The organism is Agrobacterium vitis (genome assembly GCF_037039395.1).
Lineage (GTDB): Bacteria > Pseudomonadota > Alphaproteobacteria > Rhizobiales > Rhizobiaceae > Allorhizobium > Allorhizobium vitis_E.
On record NZ_CP146242.1, the window covers coordinates 1,547,000 to 1,564,638 of the forward strand.

Annotated in this window: 17 protein-coding genes and 1 tRNA gene; 3 read left to right on the plus strand and 15 right to left on the minus strand. The window is 58.9% G+C overall.

Going from position 1 to position 17,639, the window contains the following annotated elements:
• The first annotated feature begins 43 nt into the window (after positions 1–43).
• Positions 44–781 (plus strand): phosphonate metabolism transcriptional regulator PhnF, encoded by a 738-nt coding sequence (gene phnF, locus V6582_RS09910; protein ID WP_337739201.1) that lies wholly within the window; start codon positions 44–46, stop codon positions 779–781.
• Here phnF and deoA read toward each other — a convergent pair.
• The 9 genes from deoA to V6582_RS09955 form a co-directional block, all read right to left on the minus strand.
• Positions 765–2,084: a thymidine phosphorylase gene (gene deoA, locus V6582_RS09915; RefSeq protein WP_156631150.1), complete on the minus strand. Its 1,320-nt coding sequence runs from the start codon at positions 2,082–2,084 to the stop codon at positions 765–767. The genes phnF and deoA overlap by 17 nt on opposite strands.
• A 1-nt stretch (position 2,085) precedes the next feature.
• Positions 2,086–2,859, minus strand: a complete 774-nt coding sequence (deoC, locus tag V6582_RS09920) for a deoxyribose-phosphate aldolase (protein ID WP_197434335.1) — start codon at positions 2,857–2,859, stop codon at positions 2,086–2,088.
• Positions 2,852–3,661, minus strand: coding sequence for a purine-nucleoside phosphorylase (locus tag V6582_RS09925; RefSeq protein WP_156631152.1), 810 nt, complete (start codon positions 3,659–3,661; stop codon positions 2,852–2,854). Before V6582_RS09925 ends, deoC begins: the two co-directional genes overlap by 8 nt.
• Complete coding sequence (locus V6582_RS09930; protein ID WP_012654697.1) at positions 3,658–4,050, minus strand: cytidine deaminase; 393 nt, start codon at positions 4,048–4,050, stop codon at positions 3,658–3,660. The genes V6582_RS09925 and V6582_RS09930 overlap by 4 nt, the downstream gene beginning before the upstream one ends.
• Before the next feature lies 1 nt (position 4,051).
• Positions 4,052–5,023 carry an ABC transporter permease gene (locus V6582_RS09935; RefSeq protein WP_156631153.1) on the minus strand — a complete coding sequence of 324 codons (972 nt, stop codon included), beginning with the start codon at positions 5,021–5,023 and terminating at the stop codon, positions 4,052–4,054.
• A gap of 12 nt (positions 5,024–5,035) precedes the next feature.
• Positions 5,036–6,181, minus strand: a complete 1,146-nt coding sequence (locus V6582_RS09940) for an ABC transporter permease (RefSeq protein WP_156631154.1) — start codon at positions 6,179–6,181, stop codon at positions 5,036–5,038.
• A gap of 7 nt (positions 6,182–6,188) precedes the next feature.
• Entirely contained in the window at positions 6,189–7,700 is a 1,512-nt protein-coding gene (locus V6582_RS09945; protein WP_070163957.1) for an ABC transporter ATP-binding protein, read from the minus strand.
• Positions 7,701–7,863: 163 nt separating this feature from the next.
• Positions 7,864–8,856 (minus strand): BMP family lipoprotein, encoded by a 993-nt coding sequence (locus V6582_RS09950; protein ID WP_156631155.1) that lies wholly within the window; start codon positions 8,854–8,856, stop codon positions 7,864–7,866.
• A gap of 573 nt (positions 8,857–9,429) precedes the next feature.
• Complete coding sequence (locus tag V6582_RS09955) at positions 9,430–9,750, minus strand: hypothetical protein (RefSeq protein WP_156549061.1); 321 nt, start codon at positions 9,748–9,750, stop codon at positions 9,430–9,432.
• A gap of 302 nt (positions 9,751–10,052) precedes the next feature.
• Here V6582_RS09955 and V6582_RS09960 point away from each other — a divergent pair.
• A tRNA-Ser gene (locus V6582_RS09960) sits at positions 10,053–10,142 on the plus strand.
• Between the two features lie 168 nt (positions 10,143–10,310).
• The gene (locus V6582_RS09965) at positions 10,311–10,802 is read left to right on the plus strand and encodes a hypothetical protein (RefSeq protein ID WP_156631156.1); all 492 of its coding nucleotides are present in this window, start codon (positions 10,311–10,313) and stop codon (positions 10,800–10,802) included.
• Positions 10,803–10,818: 16 nt separating this feature from the next.
• Here the strand turns inward: V6582_RS09965 and pncB are convergent, their stop codons facing one another.
• From pncB to V6582_RS09995, 6 genes are all read right to left on the minus strand, one after another.
• The gene (gene pncB / locus V6582_RS09970; protein ID WP_156631157.1) at positions 10,819–12,123 is read right to left on the minus strand and encodes a nicotinate phosphoribosyltransferase; all 1,305 of its coding nucleotides are present in this window, start codon (positions 12,121–12,123) and stop codon (positions 10,819–10,821) included.
• Positions 12,124–12,283: 160 nt separating this feature from the next.
• Complete coding sequence (locus V6582_RS09975; RefSeq protein ID WP_012654689.1) at positions 12,284–12,565, minus strand: hypothetical protein; 282 nt, start codon at positions 12,563–12,565, stop codon at positions 12,284–12,286.
• An 84-nt stretch (positions 12,566–12,649) separates the two neighbouring features.
• Positions 12,650–13,612, minus strand: a complete 963-nt coding sequence (locus V6582_RS09980) for a 2-hydroxyacid dehydrogenase (RefSeq protein ID WP_156631158.1) — start codon at positions 13,610–13,612, stop codon at positions 12,650–12,652.
• Between the two features lie 27 nt (positions 13,613–13,639).
• The gene (locus V6582_RS09985) at positions 13,640–15,268 is read right to left on the minus strand and encodes an ABC transporter ATP-binding protein (protein ID WP_156631159.1); all 1,629 of its coding nucleotides are present in this window, start codon (positions 15,266–15,268) and stop codon (positions 13,640–13,642) included.
• Positions 15,265–16,401 carry an ABC transporter permease gene (locus tag V6582_RS09990; RefSeq protein WP_060719359.1) on the minus strand — a complete coding sequence of 379 codons (1,137 nt, stop codon included), beginning with the start codon at positions 16,399–16,401 and terminating at the stop codon, positions 15,265–15,267. The genes V6582_RS09985 and V6582_RS09990 overlap by 4 nt, the downstream gene beginning before the upstream one ends.
• Positions 16,401–17,492 carry a microcin C ABC transporter permease YejB gene (locus V6582_RS09995; protein WP_012654685.1) on the minus strand — a complete coding sequence of 364 codons (1,092 nt, stop codon included), beginning with the start codon at positions 17,490–17,492 and terminating at the stop codon, positions 16,401–16,403. The genes V6582_RS09990 and V6582_RS09995 overlap by 1 nt, the downstream gene beginning before the upstream one ends.
• Positions 17,493–17,639 lie beyond the last annotated feature (147 nt).

Sequence of the window (17,639 nt, forward strand, 5' to 3'; positions counted from 1 at the left end):
TATTCCTCCGGGATGACAAGCGTGTGACATGATGGGGCAGAAGGTGGCGGGGCAAAAAGCAATCGAAAGACAGACAGGCGTGGCGCTCTGGCGTCAGATTGCCGATCGAATCCGGGTATCGATCAGCGATGGCACCTATGACACGACGGGCATGGTGCCGCCGGAAACGATTCTGGCCGGAGAATTTGGCGTCAATAGACATACTGTGCGCAGCGCGTTGGCAGCGCTTGCCCAGGAGGGGATCGTGCGCGCGGTTCAGGGACGCGGCACATTGATCGAGCGACGGGATCGGATCAGTTTTCCGATTTCAAAACGCACCCGTTTCACGCCCGGAATCGGCGGTCAGGCGCGGGCGTTGGAAGGCCTGTTGCTGGAAAGCGCCGTCGAGACACCCAGCTCTGAGCTGATGGACCATTTGCAATTGGCAGACGGCGTTCAGGTGATCCGGCTGGAAGTGCTGCGCAAAGCGGATGGCCGGGCGGTATCACGCTCCACCAGCTGGTTTCCCCTGCCCCGTTTCGAAGGGATCGATGTGGCATATCGGCAGAGCGGCTCAATCACCGCCGCCTTCGCCGCCTGCGGCCTTGCCGATTATCTGCGCGTGCGCACCGACATCAGCGCCGTCCATGCCGATCCTTCCGACCGGGATGAACTGGGCCTGTCACCCGGTGCCATCGTGATGATCACAAAGGCCCTGAACACCGATATGGACGGCGTGCCGGTTCAATATGCCGTGACGCGCTTTCCCGCCGACAGGGTGCAGTTCACGATTGAGAGTTGAGCCGTTCAACCACCGCAGGCCACGGTGCAGGTGCCTCATCGCCGATGGCAAAACTTGCCGCGATGACCTGCGCGGCGCGGGTGCCGCTGGCCTCATCGGCAGCATGGACGACAGCCAGAACGTCGCCTTTGGAAACAGCGGTTCCCACCGGCAGGAAGCCGCTGAAGCCAACCGAATGGTCAATCCTGTCTGAAGCGCGGCGGCGACCTCCACCAAGGTCGATCACCGCAAGGCCGATATCGCGCGTGGCGACCGTGGAAACGAAGCCGGATTGCGTGGCAAGAACCGGAATGTCGAGCACCGACTTGGGTAGATATTGCCCAACCCTGTCGATGAAATCCACCGGCCCGCCCAGCCCATGCACCATGCGTCCGAAAGTCTCGGCAGCCCGACCGCTGTCCAGGGCTTGGCGGCAGCTGATGTCAGCGGCGTTCCGATCTGGCTCGATCCCGGCATTGACCAGCATCTCGGCACCGAGCGCTAGTGTCACGGTTTCCAGCCGGGTTCCTGCCTTTTGACCTCTCAGAAAGGCGACCGCATTGGCCACTTCAACGGCATTGCCCGCACAATCCGCCAGAGGCTCGTTCATATCGGTCAGCAGCGCCGAGGTTCTGGTGCCTGCGCCATTGGCGACCGCCACCAGTGAGTGTGCAAGCGCCCGCGCCTCTTCGATCTGGCCCATGAAGGCGCCATTGCCGAATTTGACATCCATCACCAGGCTCTCCAACCCGCTGGCGAGCTTCTTGGAGAGAATGGACGCGGTGATCAGTGGCACGGATTCCACCGTGGCCGTTACATCGCGAACCGCGTAAAGCCGTTTGTCGGCGGGGGCGAGATCGGCGGTCTGGCCGATGATGGCGCAGCCAATCTCCTCCACCAATGCATGGAAGACCGAGGCATCCGGCGCAATATCATAGCCGGGTATCGATTCCAGCTTGTCCAGCGTCCCACCGGTATGGCCAAGGCCCCGCCCGGAAATCATCGGCACGGCCAGCCCGCAGGCGGCCATCATCGGCGCCAGCATCAGCGAGACATTGTCGCCGACGCCGCCGGTGGAGTGTTTGTCGGCCACCGGACGGCCTGCCGTCTTCCAGGACAGAACTGTGCCGCTGTCGCGCATCGCCAAAGTCAGCGCCACCGTCTCGGCATCGCTCATGCCCCGCAGGAAGACCGCCATAGCAAAGGCGCCGATCTGCGCTTCCGACAATTCATCCCGGCTCAAGGCGCGGATGAAGGTCTGAAGATCGGCACTGGAAAGCTCCGCCCCGTCGCGCTTGCGGCGAATGATCTCCACGGCCTGCATATCAATAGCCGCTGGCTGGGCCTGAGGATTTTTCGCCGGATAGAATGGCCAGGATATCGTTCAACAGGCCGGATGCGCCGAAGCGGAAGGTAGAGGGCATCACCCAATCCTCACCCATGATCGCGCTGGCGTGGCGGAAATACAGGCTCGCATCCTTGACCGTGGAAATGCCACCCGCCGGCTTGAAGCCGACCTTGCGGCCACTGTCGCGGATTTCCTGGAGCATGATATCGGCTGCCTCAAGGGTGGCGTTGACCGTAACCTTGCCGGTCGATGTCTTGATGAAATCGGCACCTTCGGCAATTGCGATCTGCGAGGCACGGCGGGTAAGGGCGGCGCTTTTCAACTCGCCGGTTTCTAAAATGACCTTGAGAATTGCGGGCGAGGCGATCACGGCCCTCACAGCCCGGATCATCTCCATCACGGCCGTTTCATCGCCTTGCAACAAAGCCTGGTAGGGGATGACCAGATCAATCTCATCCGCGCCGTCGGCCAGAGCCGCCTCGGTTTCCGCGACAACCGCCGCAATACCGAGATTGCCCGAGGGGAAATTGACCACCGTTGCGATCTTCACCTGGCCGTCATGACCAAGCAAGCCGCGCGCCTGCGCAACGAAACGCGGCCAGATGCAGATCGCCGCCGTATGGCCAAATGGCGTCACGGCACGGACGCACAGTTCATCGATCTCTTCTGGTCTGCAATCGTCTTTCAGATTGGTCAGATCCAGCACCGACAAGGCGACGGCAGCGCATTCGCGCAGTTCACGGCTATCCAAGATCTGCTCCTCCATGAACGATCATTCGCTTGAGGATGGCGGCAAGCCGTCTCCCGCCAATCGGGGCCATATCCTTGGTCTCCTCGTGGCTGAGTTCGGCGCCCGTCATCCCTGCTCCATAATTGGTGATAACCGACGCGGCCGCAACCTTCAGGCCAAAAAAACGCGCCAGGATGACTTCCGGCACGGTCGACATGCCGACCGCATCGGCGCCCATCGTCCGCGCCATGCGGATTTCCGCCGGCGTCTCGAAGCTTGGTCCAGAAAACCACATATAGACACCGGATGACAGGGAAATGTCTTCATCGTCTGCCGCACGGCGCATAGCCTCGGCCAACTCGCCGTCATAGGCCTGGGTCATGCCCACAAACCGTCCATCCCCCGCCTCGCCGATCAGCGGGTTGATGCCGGAGAAATTGATGTGATCGGTAATCTGCATCACCGAGCCGGGCGGCATATCGGCCCGCAAGGAACCGGCAGCATTGGTCAGGATCAGCGTGGTTACGCCAAGCGCTGCCAGCGTCTCGATGGGAAGCCGCATGGCTGCGGCATCACCCGCTTCGTAATAATGCACCCGGCCCGCCAGCATGATAATCGGCTGACCGGCGAAAACCCCGGCCACCAGTTCCTTGGCATGGCCGGAAACGCCACCCTGCGGAAAACCCGGTATATCGGAAAAGGGAATGCGAACCGCGCTCTCCACCTCGTCCACCAACCCGCCAAGGCCGGAACCGAGCACGATGGCGATGCGTGGCAGAAGCCCGTTCAGCCTGTCGATGAGCAGATCGACCGCCGGGGTCATCCGAGTGTATCCGTCTCGAAGCTGAAGGGCAGCAACTCGTCCATGCTCATCACCTTTTGCACGCCCACTTCATCGCAGAGGTAGATTTTCGTCTCAGGCGAAGCAAATTCCCGGATCTTCTGACGACAGCCGCCGCAAGGCGGGCAGAGCGCCAGCTTTTCAGCGATGACGGCGATCTCAACGATCTTCCGTCCGCCGCCCATAATCATGCAGCCGATGGCCGTCGGCTCGGCGCACCAGCCTTGAGGAAAAGACAGGTTCTCGATATTGGCGCCGACATAGATCTTGCCATCATCGGCGCGGATCGCGGCACCGACCGGAAATTTCGAATAGGGCGCATGGGCATGGCGCATGGCATCGCGGGCCGCCTCGAACAGATCGTGAGACATATTACCGTTCCTTCACATAGGGCACGCCGCCCGCCTTGGGACCATTGGCGGCTCCGATAAAGCCAGCCAACAGAATACAGGTGAGAATATAGGGCAGAGCCTGGAAAATCTGCACTGGCACTTCCCCAATGCCCGGCACCGCCTTGCCCTGCATGAAATTGGACATCGCATCGAGAAAGCCGAACAGCAGGCAGGCGAACATCACAGGCACCGGCTTCCATTTGGCAAAGATCAGCGCGGCAAGCGCGATATAGCCCTTGCCCGCCGACATGTCGCGGATGAAGGCAGCCGATTGGGCGATGGCGAGATAGGCGCCGGCAAAGCCGCAGAGAAAGCCTGCAACGATCACCGCCCGGTAGCGCAGCCAGGCAACCGATATCCCTGCCGTATCGACAGCACCGGGATTTTCGCCCACGGCCCGCAGCCTGAGGCCAAAGCGGGTACGGTACAGTACCCACCAACTCAGCGGCACAGCCAGAAAGGCCAGATAGGTCAAGGCATTGTTGCCGGAAACGACATTGGCATAGAGAGGGCCGAGAAACGGCACGTCAAGCAGGGCCTCAGCGCCCGGAAGCACGATTGGCTGAAAGCGGGCATCACCAGGCAGTTGCGGGGTGCGTCCGCCCTGGCTGAACCAGGCCTGGCCCAAGACCGCCGTCAGGCCCGCTGCGACGAAATTCAGCGCCACACCGGAAATGATCTGATTGCCGCGATTGGTGATCGAGGCAAAGCCATGGATCAGCGAAAAGCCGATGGACACAGCAATGCCGCCTGCAAGCCCCGCCCAGGCCGAGCCGGTGAGATAGGCAACGCAGGCCGCCGCAAAAGCGCCCGCCAGCATCTTGCCTTCCAATCCAATATCGAAAACCCCGGCCCGTTCGGAAAACAGCCCGGCCAGCGCCGTGAAAATCAGCGGGATCGACAGACGCACTGTGGAGCCCAGGATGCTGACAATCATATCGAAATTGTCCATATCGTCAGATCCTCACTTGTTTGACTTGGCTGGGCTTGACGAGGCGGGGCGGGCAGCCGGGCGGGCAATCGTCTGGTAGAAACGCACCAGCGCCGGTCGGAACATGAATTCCAACGCGCCTGCAAACAGGATCACCAGACCCTGGATGACCACGATCATGTCGCGGGTGATATTGGGCATGTCGAAAGACAGTTCCGCGCCGCCCTGGTAGAGCACGCCGAACAGGATGGCCGCAATGACGATGCCGAGCGGATGGCTGCGGCCCATCAGGCTGACCGCAATACCGACAAAGCCCGCGCCGCCGACAAACTCCACCTGGAGGCGAGCGGAAGCGCCCATCACCGTATTCAGCGACATCATACCGGCCAGACCGCCTGATATCAGCATGGTGATGATAACGATTTTCACATAGGGAATGCCGGCATAGGCCGCCGCCGAACGGCTGATGCCGAGCGTGCGCATTTCATAGCCAAGCTTGGTGCGCCAGATCAGCACCCAGACAGCCGCCGCCATGACAAGAGCGATGATGAAGGAGACGTTGAAGGGTGCCGGGCCGAGCTTCAGGCCAAACAACGCCATCAGCCAATCCAGCTTCGGCAATTGACCGCCCACAAGAAAGGTCCGGGTTTCCGGCGCCATCTTGCCCGGCACGATCAGCACATGCACCAGCAGATACACCATCAGCGCCGCGCCGATGAAGTTGAACATGATGGTGGTGATAACGATATGGCTGCCGCGTTTTGCCTGCAACCAGGCCGGGATCAACGCCCAGGCCGCCCCGAACAGAGCCGCCCCGATCACCGCAAACGGCATGGTGACATACCAGGGACAATAATGGTCCAATGCCAAGGCCACCAGCGCCGCGCCAAGGCCACCGACATAGGCCTGACCCTCGGAGCCGATATTGAACAGCCCGGCATGATAGGCAACCGCAACCGACAGGCCGGTAAAGATGAAATTGGTGGCATAATAGAGCGTAAAACCAATGCCTTCACCGCGACCCAGCGCGCCCTGAAGCATGAGGACCAGAGCGTCCCAGGGATTTTCGCCGATGATCCACACGACCAGGCCTGAAATCAAAAAAGCCAGCAGCAGGTTGATCAACGGCAAAAGCCCGTAGGTGATCCAGTTCGGCAGCGGAATGGAAGCGGTACTCATCAAAACCTCAAGCGGCAATGCCGGCCATCATCAGGCCCAGCGTCTGTTCATCGGCATCTGCCGTCTTTTCGCCCACCACCTTGCCGGCAAACATCACCAGGATGCGGTCGGACAAGGAGCGGATTTCATCCAGTTCCACCGATACCAGCAGCAGCGCCTTGCCCTTGTCACGGGTTTCGACGATGCGCCGGTGAATGAATTCAATGGCGCCGATATCGACGCCACGGGTCGGCTGGCCGATAATCAGCACATTCGGATCGCGCTCGATCTCGCGGGCAACGACGATCTTCTGCTGATTGCCGCCCGAAAAATTGGCCGTCTTCAATCGGGGATTGGGTGGTCGGATATCATATTTGGCAATCTCGACCTCGGCAGCAGCGCGGATCGCCTTCGGATCGAGAAACATGCCTTTTCCGTAGCGCTCGTCGCGGTGATAGCCAAGAATAGCGTTCTGGCTTTCCTCAAAGGGCAGGACAAGGCCCATATGATGGCGATCTTCAGGGATATGGGCAAGGCCAAGATCTCTTAATCGAGCAGGATCGTAACCGGTGACTGATTTGCCAGCGATGAGGATCTCGCCCGATACCGGCTTGCGAATGCCGGTGATCGCTTCCAGCAATTCGCTCTGGCCATTGCCCGCTACGCCAGCAATGCCGACAATCTCACCTTCGCGCACATCGAAGGACACATCATCGACCATGACGACGCCGCGACTGTCCTTGACGGTCAGGTTGCGCACCGACAGCAGAACGTCTCGCGGCTGTGCAGGCTGCTTGTCGACCCGCAGCAGCACCCGGCGGCCAACCATCAGCTCCGCCAATTCCTCTACAGTGGTCTCCGCCGTCTTGCGGGTGGCAACGATTTCGCCGCGCCGCATGACGGAAACCGTATCGGTAATCGCCATGATTTCCCGCAGTTTGTGGGTAATCAGGATAACCGTTTTGCCCTGATCGCGCAGCACGCGCAGGATCTTGAACAGATGATCGGCCTCGGCAGGCGTCAGCACCCCTGTCGGCTCGTCGAGAATGAGAATATCGGCGCCGCGATACAGCGCTTTCAGAATTTCCACCCGCTGCTGGCGACCGACCGGCAATTCCTCGACCACGGCATCGGGATCGACATCCAGCCCGTAATCCGTTTCCAGCTGCTTTAGGGAGGCGCGGGCCGCTGCCGTTCCCTTGGCCAGCAAAGCGCCACCTTCGGCACCCAGCATGACATTTTCCAGCACGGTAAAATTTTCGACCAGCATGAAATGCTGATGCACCATGCCGATGCCGCTGGAAATGGCCGCCTGGCTGTCCTTGATGACCGTCGCCTGGCCGCCGATTTTGATCTCGCCGCCATCTGCCTGGTAAAATCCATAGAGGATCGACATCAGCGTCGATTTCCCGGCACCGTTTTCACCGATAATGCCATGGATCGAGCCCTTGGCCACTGTCAGGTTGATATTCTTGTTGGCATGAACCGGACCGAATTTCTTGTCGATCCCGATGAGTTCAATCGCAGGGGTTTGGGCCACGTGCAAAACTCCGGAGAGAGTATTTCCAGCAAAGGTGCGAAGCAGTTTTGCGTCCGGAAATGCAAAAAGAGAGAGAATTTTCGCTGTTCGACGAAAAGCGAAAACGCTCTAACGGACATGAAAAGGGCGCGAGGCGGAATGCCGCTCGCGCCCTCGTTTCAGATCACTTCGGGCAGGAATTGTCTGCCATGTAATCATGAACCTTGACTGTGCCGGCAATGATATCGGCGCGGGCCTTTTCAACAGCCGCCTTCATTTCCGGTGTAATCAATGCCTTGTTGTTGTCGTCGAGTGCTGCCATCACGCCGTCTTCCTTGACGCCAAGCACTTCCAGGCCAGGCTTAAACTTGTCAGCCTTGGCATCGGCATAGGCGTTATAGACAGCCAGATCGACGCGCTTGACCATGGATGTGAGCACGGAACCCGGATGCAGATGGTTCTGGTTGGAATCGACGCCGATTGACAGTTTCTTGGCATCGGCTGCGGTCTGCAACACGCCCATCCCGGATGCACCGGCCGCCGCGTAGATCACGTCGGAGCCCTGGTCCATCTGGTTCTTGGTCAACTCGCCAGCGCGGACCGGATCGTTCCAGGCCGCACCTGTCGTGCCAACCATGTTCTGCAACACTTGGATCTTCGGATTGGCAGCGCGTGCGCCCTGCTCATAGCCGCATTCGAACTTGCGGATCAGCGGAATGTCCATGCCGCCGACAAAGCTGACTTTGCCGGTTTTGGAGGCCATGCCGGCCAGAAGACCAACCAGATAGGAGCCTTCTTCTTCCTTGAAGACCACCGAGCGGACATTCGGCTTATCCACGACCGAATCGACGATCACGAATTTGGTTTCTGGAAATTCGGTCGCGACCTTTTCCATGGCCGAGGTCCAGGCGAAGGATACCGCGACGATCGGGCTGAAACCCTTGGAGGCAAAGTTGCGGATCGCCTGTTCGCCCTGGGTATCGCTGGTCGGTTCGAAATCCCGGAACTTGATGCCGGTTTCCTTTTCGAACTTGTCCGCGCCGTTGAATGCTGCCTCGTTGAAGGATTTGTCGAACTTGCCGCCGGTGCCATAGACGAGCGCCGGCTTGATGTCGGCAGCGAGCGCCGAGGCCGACATGGCGGCCATGGCAAACAGCGTGATAAGGGATTTCTTCATTGTGCAGCCCTGATGTTGCTTGTGTTGTTCTTTATAGGCTTTCCATGCGCGACGGAGAATTGCGTCACCACGGCCAGCCCGCCCCCTCTTAGGTTCGGCTGGGCCGCATCCTTGCACGGCTTTCCAAAAAATTCACCAGATTTTTTTCAACTGGTAAATATTAACAGGACTGCTGTTTTTTAAAGCTGAAAGACGAAAAACCAGCCGCATCAACGGTTTGTTTGCTGTATTTTTAGCGGCAGGCGACGCACGCCTGTATAGCACAGCCTGCGTTAACCACAGGCGTTCTTGGCCAGAGAGTGTTGATGGCCTTCCTCGGCGCCATAAAACAGACCCGCCCGAGTAGTTTTTACGGCAGACGTCTCTCCGCAAATAGCCTTTTACAGCTCTAAATCCACATGACGCCAGAATACACCTCAGAGCGATAGGTATTACCGACGTCATAGACCGGGAGCGTGCATTACAGCGCCGTGCGTTTTATAAAACGCACAAAGGACGCTGTAACACTTTAAATCTACTGCATAATTCCTTAAATCGATTCCGATTTAAGGAATTATGCAGTAGATCGGAATATCAGGCTGCGAACCGCCCGGCAGGCGACCGCCGTTTATAGCCGGCGATCCACAGCAAAAGAGCCATGGTCAGGAAAACCGCAAAAGCCGGCTGCTGCAATATGCCTTTATCCGCCAGCTGCAAGGCGTCACTGCTGATATGGGCGGTGATTGCCTGCTTGACCACGGCAAGGCTGGCCGGGCCGATATCGGCCCAAAGCGAACCGAAACCCGTTGTGACGACATCCGAGGAAGCGACGGACTCTATGGCATCGGTCGTCCCCGCCACGATGGCGAGAACAAGCATGATGAAACTGAGAATGCGCAATAAAAACCGGATCATCCCCGTCTCTTTCCATCTTGCCCGCGCCCGCTTTTACAGGATTGCCGGTCTACTGCATAATTCCTTAAACCGGAATCGGTTTAAAGAGAAAATTATGCAGCAGATATAAAGCGCTAAAGCCAACCTTTGTGCGCCATATAGGGCGTACGGCGCTGTAGGCCCAAGCGCGCAATCCAGCGCCTGATAAAAGATTTCCGAGGCTTTGTCGAAAAACTGTCAGATTTGGGTTGATCGCCGCCGAATCCTTGATATATGTCCCGCCCGAACGGTCAAGCTGCCCAGCAGCAAGCTTTTCGAAAAACGGACAGGTGGCCGAGTGGTTTAAGGCGCACGCCTGGAACGCGTGTGTGCGTGAAAGCGTACCGAGGGTTCGAATCCCTCCCTGTCCGCCATTAAGTCCCGTAAGCCGGTAATTCCATTATATTGACTGTCTAAAACGTCCAGCAGGTTCGACAGAATGTGTTGGCTTTCTCTTTGTGCCATGGTCTTGACGACTGATCCCGGATACACCGCTTCGAAAAAGCAGCGGTGATCGGACGATGGCGAAAGCGGAAAGACAGATGAAAGCTGCGGAGGTAGAGCGTCTCCGCTCAACGTTTCCCGGCATTTACAGTGATTTTTTGGCGGGCCGCATTGGTTCTCTGCGGGTGGCGCTTGAATTGGCGGGACTGCGACCGCAACGCAGCCGGTTGGAGAAGCTGAAAAACTCCTGGAAAAAGGCGGGCTTGGAAGAGCGGCAGGCGTTTATCGCCTGGCTGACAACCCAGAAAAACGGCGAGGTACTGGAAAGCACTTTGCCCCGGTCAACCCTGTCCGTGCAAAAATCTGCCTCCGGCCCGATTGCCAATGGCCGCTATCTGTTGCCGGAAACGATTATCCGCATTGAAGCCGTCATGGCGCGGCGGCGGCTGAAGCCGGGCGAGGTCATGCAGGAACTCGGTTTTGGCGCCAATGACAGGAGCCTGTTAAAGGCTCTGGCACGCAAAGCCGCATTGAGGCTGAAAGCCATCGCGGCGCTGGAAAGCTGGCTTGCCAAAAACGAACCCTCCTGATCCCTCGACGCAGGCCTTATACCTTTACAGCATGCTCCACACGGTCCTCGGACCCGAAGAATTTCAGGTAGCGTTCGACTTCGGCGGGTTCTCCAGTTGCCTTCAAGGGATTGTCGGAGAGTTTGACGGCGGGCCGGCCATTGGCTTCGGTGATCTTGCAGACGATGGAAATCGGCTTTAACCCGGCAATATCATGGGGTGCGCAGCCGATGAAATCATTGGTGAGGTTGGTGCCCCAGCCAAAGCTCATTCGCACCCGGCCTTCGAAATGACGGTAAGTGTCGATGATGGCATCCACATCCAGACCGTCGGAAAAAATCAATAGTTTCTGGCGCGGATCGCGGCCCATTTTCTCCCACCAGGCAATGATCCTCTCGCCGCCTTCGATCGGTGGGGCGCTGTCAGGTCGAAAACCGGTCCAATCCGCCACCCAGGGCGGCGCATCGCGCAGGAAAGCCGATGTGCCGAAGGCATCGGGCAAAACAATCAGCAGATTGCCGTTATAGAGCGTGTTCCAGTCCTGAAGCACTTTATAGGGCGCATTGGCCAGTTCAGCATCGGTCTTTGCCAAGGCCGCCGCCACCATCGGCAATTCATGGGCATTGGTGCCGACCGCTTCCAGATCCGAATCCATAGCCAGCAATACATTGCTGGTGCCGGTAAAAGCTTCGCCAATACCTTCCTTTAGGGCTTCCACACACCACCTTTGCCACAGGAAGCTGTGGCGACGGCGGGTGCCGAAATCGGAAATCCGCAGGCCCGGCAATTGCTTCAGCCGCTCGACCTTTTCCCACATCTTCGCCTTGGCACGGGCGTAGATAACATCCAGCGTAAAATAGCCGAGTGATTTCAGCGCAGCCCGCGAACGCAGTTCGTTGATAATCGCCAGGGCCGGGATTTCCCACAGCGTGGTTTCCATCCATCGCCCGCGGAAGGTCAGCTCATATTGGCCATCGCGCTTGGAAAGCTCGTAGGGCGGCAGGCGAATTGTCGACAACCAGGACAGAAATTCCGGCTCGAAAATCTGGGTACGGCCATAAAAACTATTGCCCGCCAGCCAAATCAATTCTTTTTTGCTGATACCAAGCGTGCGGACATGGTCGAGTTGGGCGCGCAGTTCCGCCTCGTCAATCTCGTCGGCGATTCGCACCGTAGTCGTACGGTTGATCAGCGTGAACGTCACATCGACATCTGGATAAAGCTTCCAGATCATCTGTAACATCAACAGCTTATAGAAATCGGTATCGAGCAGGCTGCGCACGATAGGGTCAAGCTTCCAGGCATGGTTATAGACCCGCCTTGCAATATCCGCCTTTGCCATTTGTCCTCGCCGCCTGCCGCCGGCCTGGTTTTGGCCGCACCATTATAGCCACCGCCGCATGGCGTTGGCCTTCAGGATCAACCTTATCGAAAAAACTGTGACCAAAGTCCAGTGGCGGGGAAATCCTATCTTGGCCGAATGCGCCGCCCGCCTGTCGCAATCACGGCGTGGTGCTTGGTTGGCTCGGCTGCTGCGGCGCAGTCGTTGGGCGTGTCGTTTCGGTGGCCGGGTCCGTTGAGGGTGCAATTTTCTGCCCCCACCATTCCGCCGGTATCCACGCAACCAGCGCCAGAACCAGTCCTGCCAACAGAACGATCAGCACAGGCTTCCCGCGAAAGCCCTGCCGCGCCTCGGTCGGCTCCAGCGGGCGCTCTGCTCCCGGCGTTTCGGGCGTCGTATTCAGGTTTCTATCAGCGGGGTCGAAATTGCCTGGTCCTGCCATGCGAAGAGCCTCCATCTGTTTCATACGCAATCATACGTAAACACTCATGAAGGCCAACGTACCGACAAGGCAAAGGTTCCGGGATCAATACCCCGCAGAACGGTCCACGACATGATCCAGCGCCTCACCCGCCTCAAACCGCGTGATCTGCGTCTCCACATGGGCAAACAGCGCCCGTACATCCGAGGCCGCAGCCGCATGAGGGGTCAGGACGACATTCTCCATGGCCCATAGCGGGCTATCCATCGCCAGCGGTTCTTTTTCAAACACATCAAGCGATGCGCCACCCAGCACGCCTTTCTGCAAGGCGGTGATGACATCCGCTTCCACCTGGCTCCCCCCACGACCAGCATTGAGAAACACCGGCTTGTCCAGCGCTCCGCCCTGCCGCAGGCGTGAAAACAGGCTGCTATCATAGAGGCCCCGGGTTTCCGGGGTCAGCGGCAGGAGGCCGACAAGGATATCGGTACGGGCCAGGAATTCATCGATCCGCGCCTCGTCATAGGTGTCGATCCCGTCAATCTCGCGTTTGCGCCGCGACCAGCCGATCACGTCAAATCCCATCACCTTCAGTTTGCGCGCCGCATCCTGGCCCAGAACCCCCAGCCCCATGACACCGACGGTAACATCGCGGGCTTCCGGCTGGAGATCCTTCTCATTCCAGACCGTATCGCGCTGCTGCCTGAGATATTGGCCCATATGGCGCAGGTGATAGAGACAGTTCACCACCACCCATTCGCTCATCCTGTCCGTCAGGCTGCGGTCAACGAAGCGCACGATCGGCAAGTCGGGCAGACCCGGCAGTGTCAGGACGTGATCGACACCGGCGCCACCGGAAAACAGCACTTTGAGACCCGAAGCGCGGGTAAACAGCGATGGCTCCGGCTTCCACAACACCGCATAGGCTGCGGCCGACAGGTCCCTGCCAGCGTTCTCGGGATCACCGAGATCGATCACCTCACGGTCCGCAAAGGCCCCGGCCAGCGCTGCCTGCATGGCGGCGCGTGAAAACTTGAGGTCGATCACCACGGGAGGCTTGGCGGACATGTGGGGGCATCCTTGCAGAGACTGGTATTATTGGCTGACGCCACCGATATTCATGGCCTTGAGGTCGAATGCGGCAGCCAGAAGAGCCTTGGTATAATCCTGTTTCGGGGCGCCGAAAACCTCCTGCGCCGGTCCCTGCTCGACAACTTTTCCTGAACGCATGACGATGATGTCATTGGCCAGCGCCTTCACCACTTTCAGGTCGTGGCTGATGAACAGATAGGCGAGGTCATGGCGGCTCTGCAAGTCGCGCAACAGATCCACCACCTGCGCCTGCACGGTCATATCCAGCGCCGAGGTCGGCTCATCCAGCATCACGAAGCGCGGTTTCAGCACCATGGCACGGGCAATGGCGATACGCTGCCGTTGGCCACCGGAAAACTCATGCGGATAACGCCAGCGGGTGGCGATATCCAGACCTACTTCCTCCAGCGCCCAGCAGACCCGCCTGTCACGCTCTGCTGCCGACAGGCTCCGCTCATGCACTCGCAATCCCTCGGCAATGATATCCCCCACCGACATGCGCGGGCTCAGCGCCCCGAACGGGTCCTGGAACACTACTTGCAAACGGTCACGCAGCGGTCGCATCTGCTTAAATGAATAGCCGTCGATATTCTTGCCGAGAAAGCCGATCCGGCCCTCGGACGAGATCAGCCGGGCCAGCGCCAGCCCCAGCGTGGTCTTGCCGGAGCCGGATTCACCGACCACGCCAAGCGTCTGTCCGGCGCGCAGCGTCAGATCGACACCGTCCACGGCCTTCACATTGTCCACTACCCGGCGCAGAAACCCGGCCTTGATCGGGAACCAGACACGGATCTCCTGCCCTTCCATTACGACAGGCTTTGCCAGATCGGTTTCCGGCGGCACACCGCGCGGCTCGGATGCCAGCAATTTCCTGGTATAGGCATGTTGCGGATTGGCGAAGATCGACTCGACCGGGCCGCTTTCAACGATTTTACCGCCGGTCATCACACAGACGCGGTCGGCGAATTTACGGACGATGCCGAGATCATGGGTGATGAACAGCATGGACATGCCATGCTCATGCTTCAGCCCGGCCAGAAGCTCCAGAATCTGGGCCTGCACCGTCACATCCAGCGCCGTGGTCGGCTCATCGGCCACCAGCAGCTTTGGCCGGTTGGCAAGCGCCATGGCAATCATCACCCGCTGACGCTGGCCGCCGGACAATTCATGCGGAAAGGCCGAGAGCCGCTTTTCCGGCTCGCGAATGCCGACCTGAAGCAGCAGTTCCAGCGTCCGCTTGCGGGCGGCCTCTCCGGTCAGCGACTGATGGAGTTCCAGGATCTCGCCAATCTGCTGCTCGATGCTGTGCAGCGGGTTGAGCGAGGTCATCGGCTCCTGGAAGATCATAGTGATGTCATTGCCGCGCACCGCACGCAACGCCGGCTCGGACAGGGTCATCAGATCCCGCCCGTCAAACAGGATCTGGCCGGAGGGATGGCTGGCAGCGGGATAGGGCAGGAGTTTGAGGATCGAGGCAGCCGAGACCGATTTGCCGGAGCCGGATTCGCCCACCAGCGCCAGGATTTCCCCCGGTGCTATATCGAAGCTGACGTGATCCACGGCAAGGCTCTGGCTTTCGCCCTGATGAAAGGCGACCGATAGATCGCGAACGGACAGAAGAGGCGCGCTCATTTGAAGGTCTTCCTCGGATCGAAGGCATCGCGCACCGCCTCGCCGACGAAAATCAGCAGGGACAGCATGATCGCCATGGTGAAGAAGGCCGTCAGCCCCAGCCAGGGCGCTTGCAGATTGCGCTTGCCCTGGGCGATCAACTCACCCAGCGAAGGCGAACCGGGCGGCATGCCGAGGCCAAGGAAATCCAGCGAGGTCAGGGTGGTGATCGATCCCGACAGGATGAAGGGCAGGAAGGTCAACGTTGCCACCATGGCATTAGGCAGCAGATGGCGGCGCATGATGGTCCAGTTACCGACACCAAGCGCTCGGGCAGCATTGACATATTCGAAGTTTCTGGCCCGCAGAAACTCCGCCCGCACGATGCCGACGAAATGCACCCAGGTGAACAGCAGCATGATGCCCAGCAGAATGAAGAAGCCCGGCGGCAGCAGCGAGGCGATGATCAGCAGAATGTAAAGCAGCGGGATCGATGACCAGATCTCAATGAACCGCTGCATCAACAGATCGGTCTTGCCACCGAAATAGCCTTGCACGGCACCCGCGGACACGCCGATCACCGCAGAAATCATCGTCAGCGCCAGGCCGAACAGTACGGAAATGCGGAAGCCGTAAATCATCCGCGCCATGACATCGCGAGCCTGATCGTCGGTGCCAAGCCAGTTCATGTTACCGAGAATGCAATTCGGGTCATCCGCACCTTTCGGATAGGCCGAGCAGCGTTGCTTGGCGTCCATCAGCCAGAAGGGCGGCGTCGGGGCCGATTGCGGGATTTCCGAATTCACCGTGCGATAGGAATAGCGGATCGGCGGCCAGATCATCCAGCCATGGGCGTTGATTTCGTCCGAGACAAAGCTGGAGCGATAATCGGTGACAGCCAGAAAGCCGCCGAATTTTTCCTCCGGATAATTGATGGCGACAGGAAACAGGATCTCGCCCTTGTAGGAGGCGATGATTGGCCGGTCATTGGCGATCAGCTCGGCACAGAGGCTAAGCCCGAACAGAACCATGAAGATCCAGAAGGACCAGGAGCCGCGCCGGTTGGCCTTGAAATTCTCCAGGCGCCGCCGGTTGATCGGGGTCAGGAACGGCTTTTTTGGCGGCTTGGCCAGGTGTTCGGGAACGGCTGCCATCAGACATCCCTCCGGTCAAAATCGATGCGGGGATCAATCCAGGTATAGATCAAATCCGAGACAAGGCTGACCACCAGCCCCAGCAGCGAGAAGATATAAAGCGTGGCAAACACGATCGGATAATCGCGGTTGATGATCGACAGATAGCCGAGACGCCCCAGGCCATCCAGTGAGAAGATATTCTCGATCAGCAGCGAACCGGTGAAGAAGGCCGAAACGAAAGCGCCGGGAATACCAGCAATGACGATCAGCATGGCATTGCGAAACACATGGCCATAGAGCACCCGATGCTCGCTGAGGCCCTTGGCGCGGGCCGTCACCACATATTGTTTCTTGATCTCGTCAATGAAGGAATTCTTGGTGAGCAGCGTCGTGGTGGCAAAGGCCGAAAGCAGCAATGCGGTCAGCGGCAGGGTCAGATGCCAGAAATAATCGAGGATCTTCTGCCACCAGCTGAGATCGGCGAAATTATCGGAGGTCAGGCCACGCAGCGGAAACCAATTGTAGAAGGAGCCACCGGCAAACAGCACGATCAGCAGAATGCCGAACAGGAAGCCCGGCACGGCATAGCCGACCACGACGATGCCGGAGGTCCAGACATCGAAGGTCGAGCCGTCCTTGACCGCCTTGCGGATACCGAGCGGAATGGAAATCGCATAGGACAGCAACAGAACCCAGACGCCGAGCGAGATCGAGACCGGCATTTTCTCGACAATCAGGTCGATCACCGAGGTGTTTCGGAAGAAGCTCTCGCCGAAATCGAAGCGGATATAGTTCCACATCATGTCGAGAAACCGGGTGAGCGGCGGCTTGTCGAAGCCGAACTGCTTTTCCAGTTTCTTGATCAGATCCGGGTCCAGCCCCTGGGCGCCGCGATAGTTCGATCCGCCATCGCCCATGCCGCCCTGGCTGACGATATCGCCACCGCCGGAAAGCCGCTGGTCGGCGCTGTCGCCCTGGCCGCTTAACTGCGCCACCACTTGTTCCACCGGACCGCCGGGGGCAAACTGGATGACCAGGAAGGAAATGCCCATGATGCCGACCATGGTCGGGATCATCAACAGCAGGCGGCGCAGGATATAGGCGCCCATCAGCGGAACGCTCCCGTGTTCACCATGCCATCATGTTTTGCCAATCCATCCGTCCTTTATTGCTCTTGTCGTATGTTCGGGGCGCTGATTCGCCCCGCCTATTGGTAGCGGCTGAAATGCGGCCTGCAAAGCAGGCTGTCACTGCCT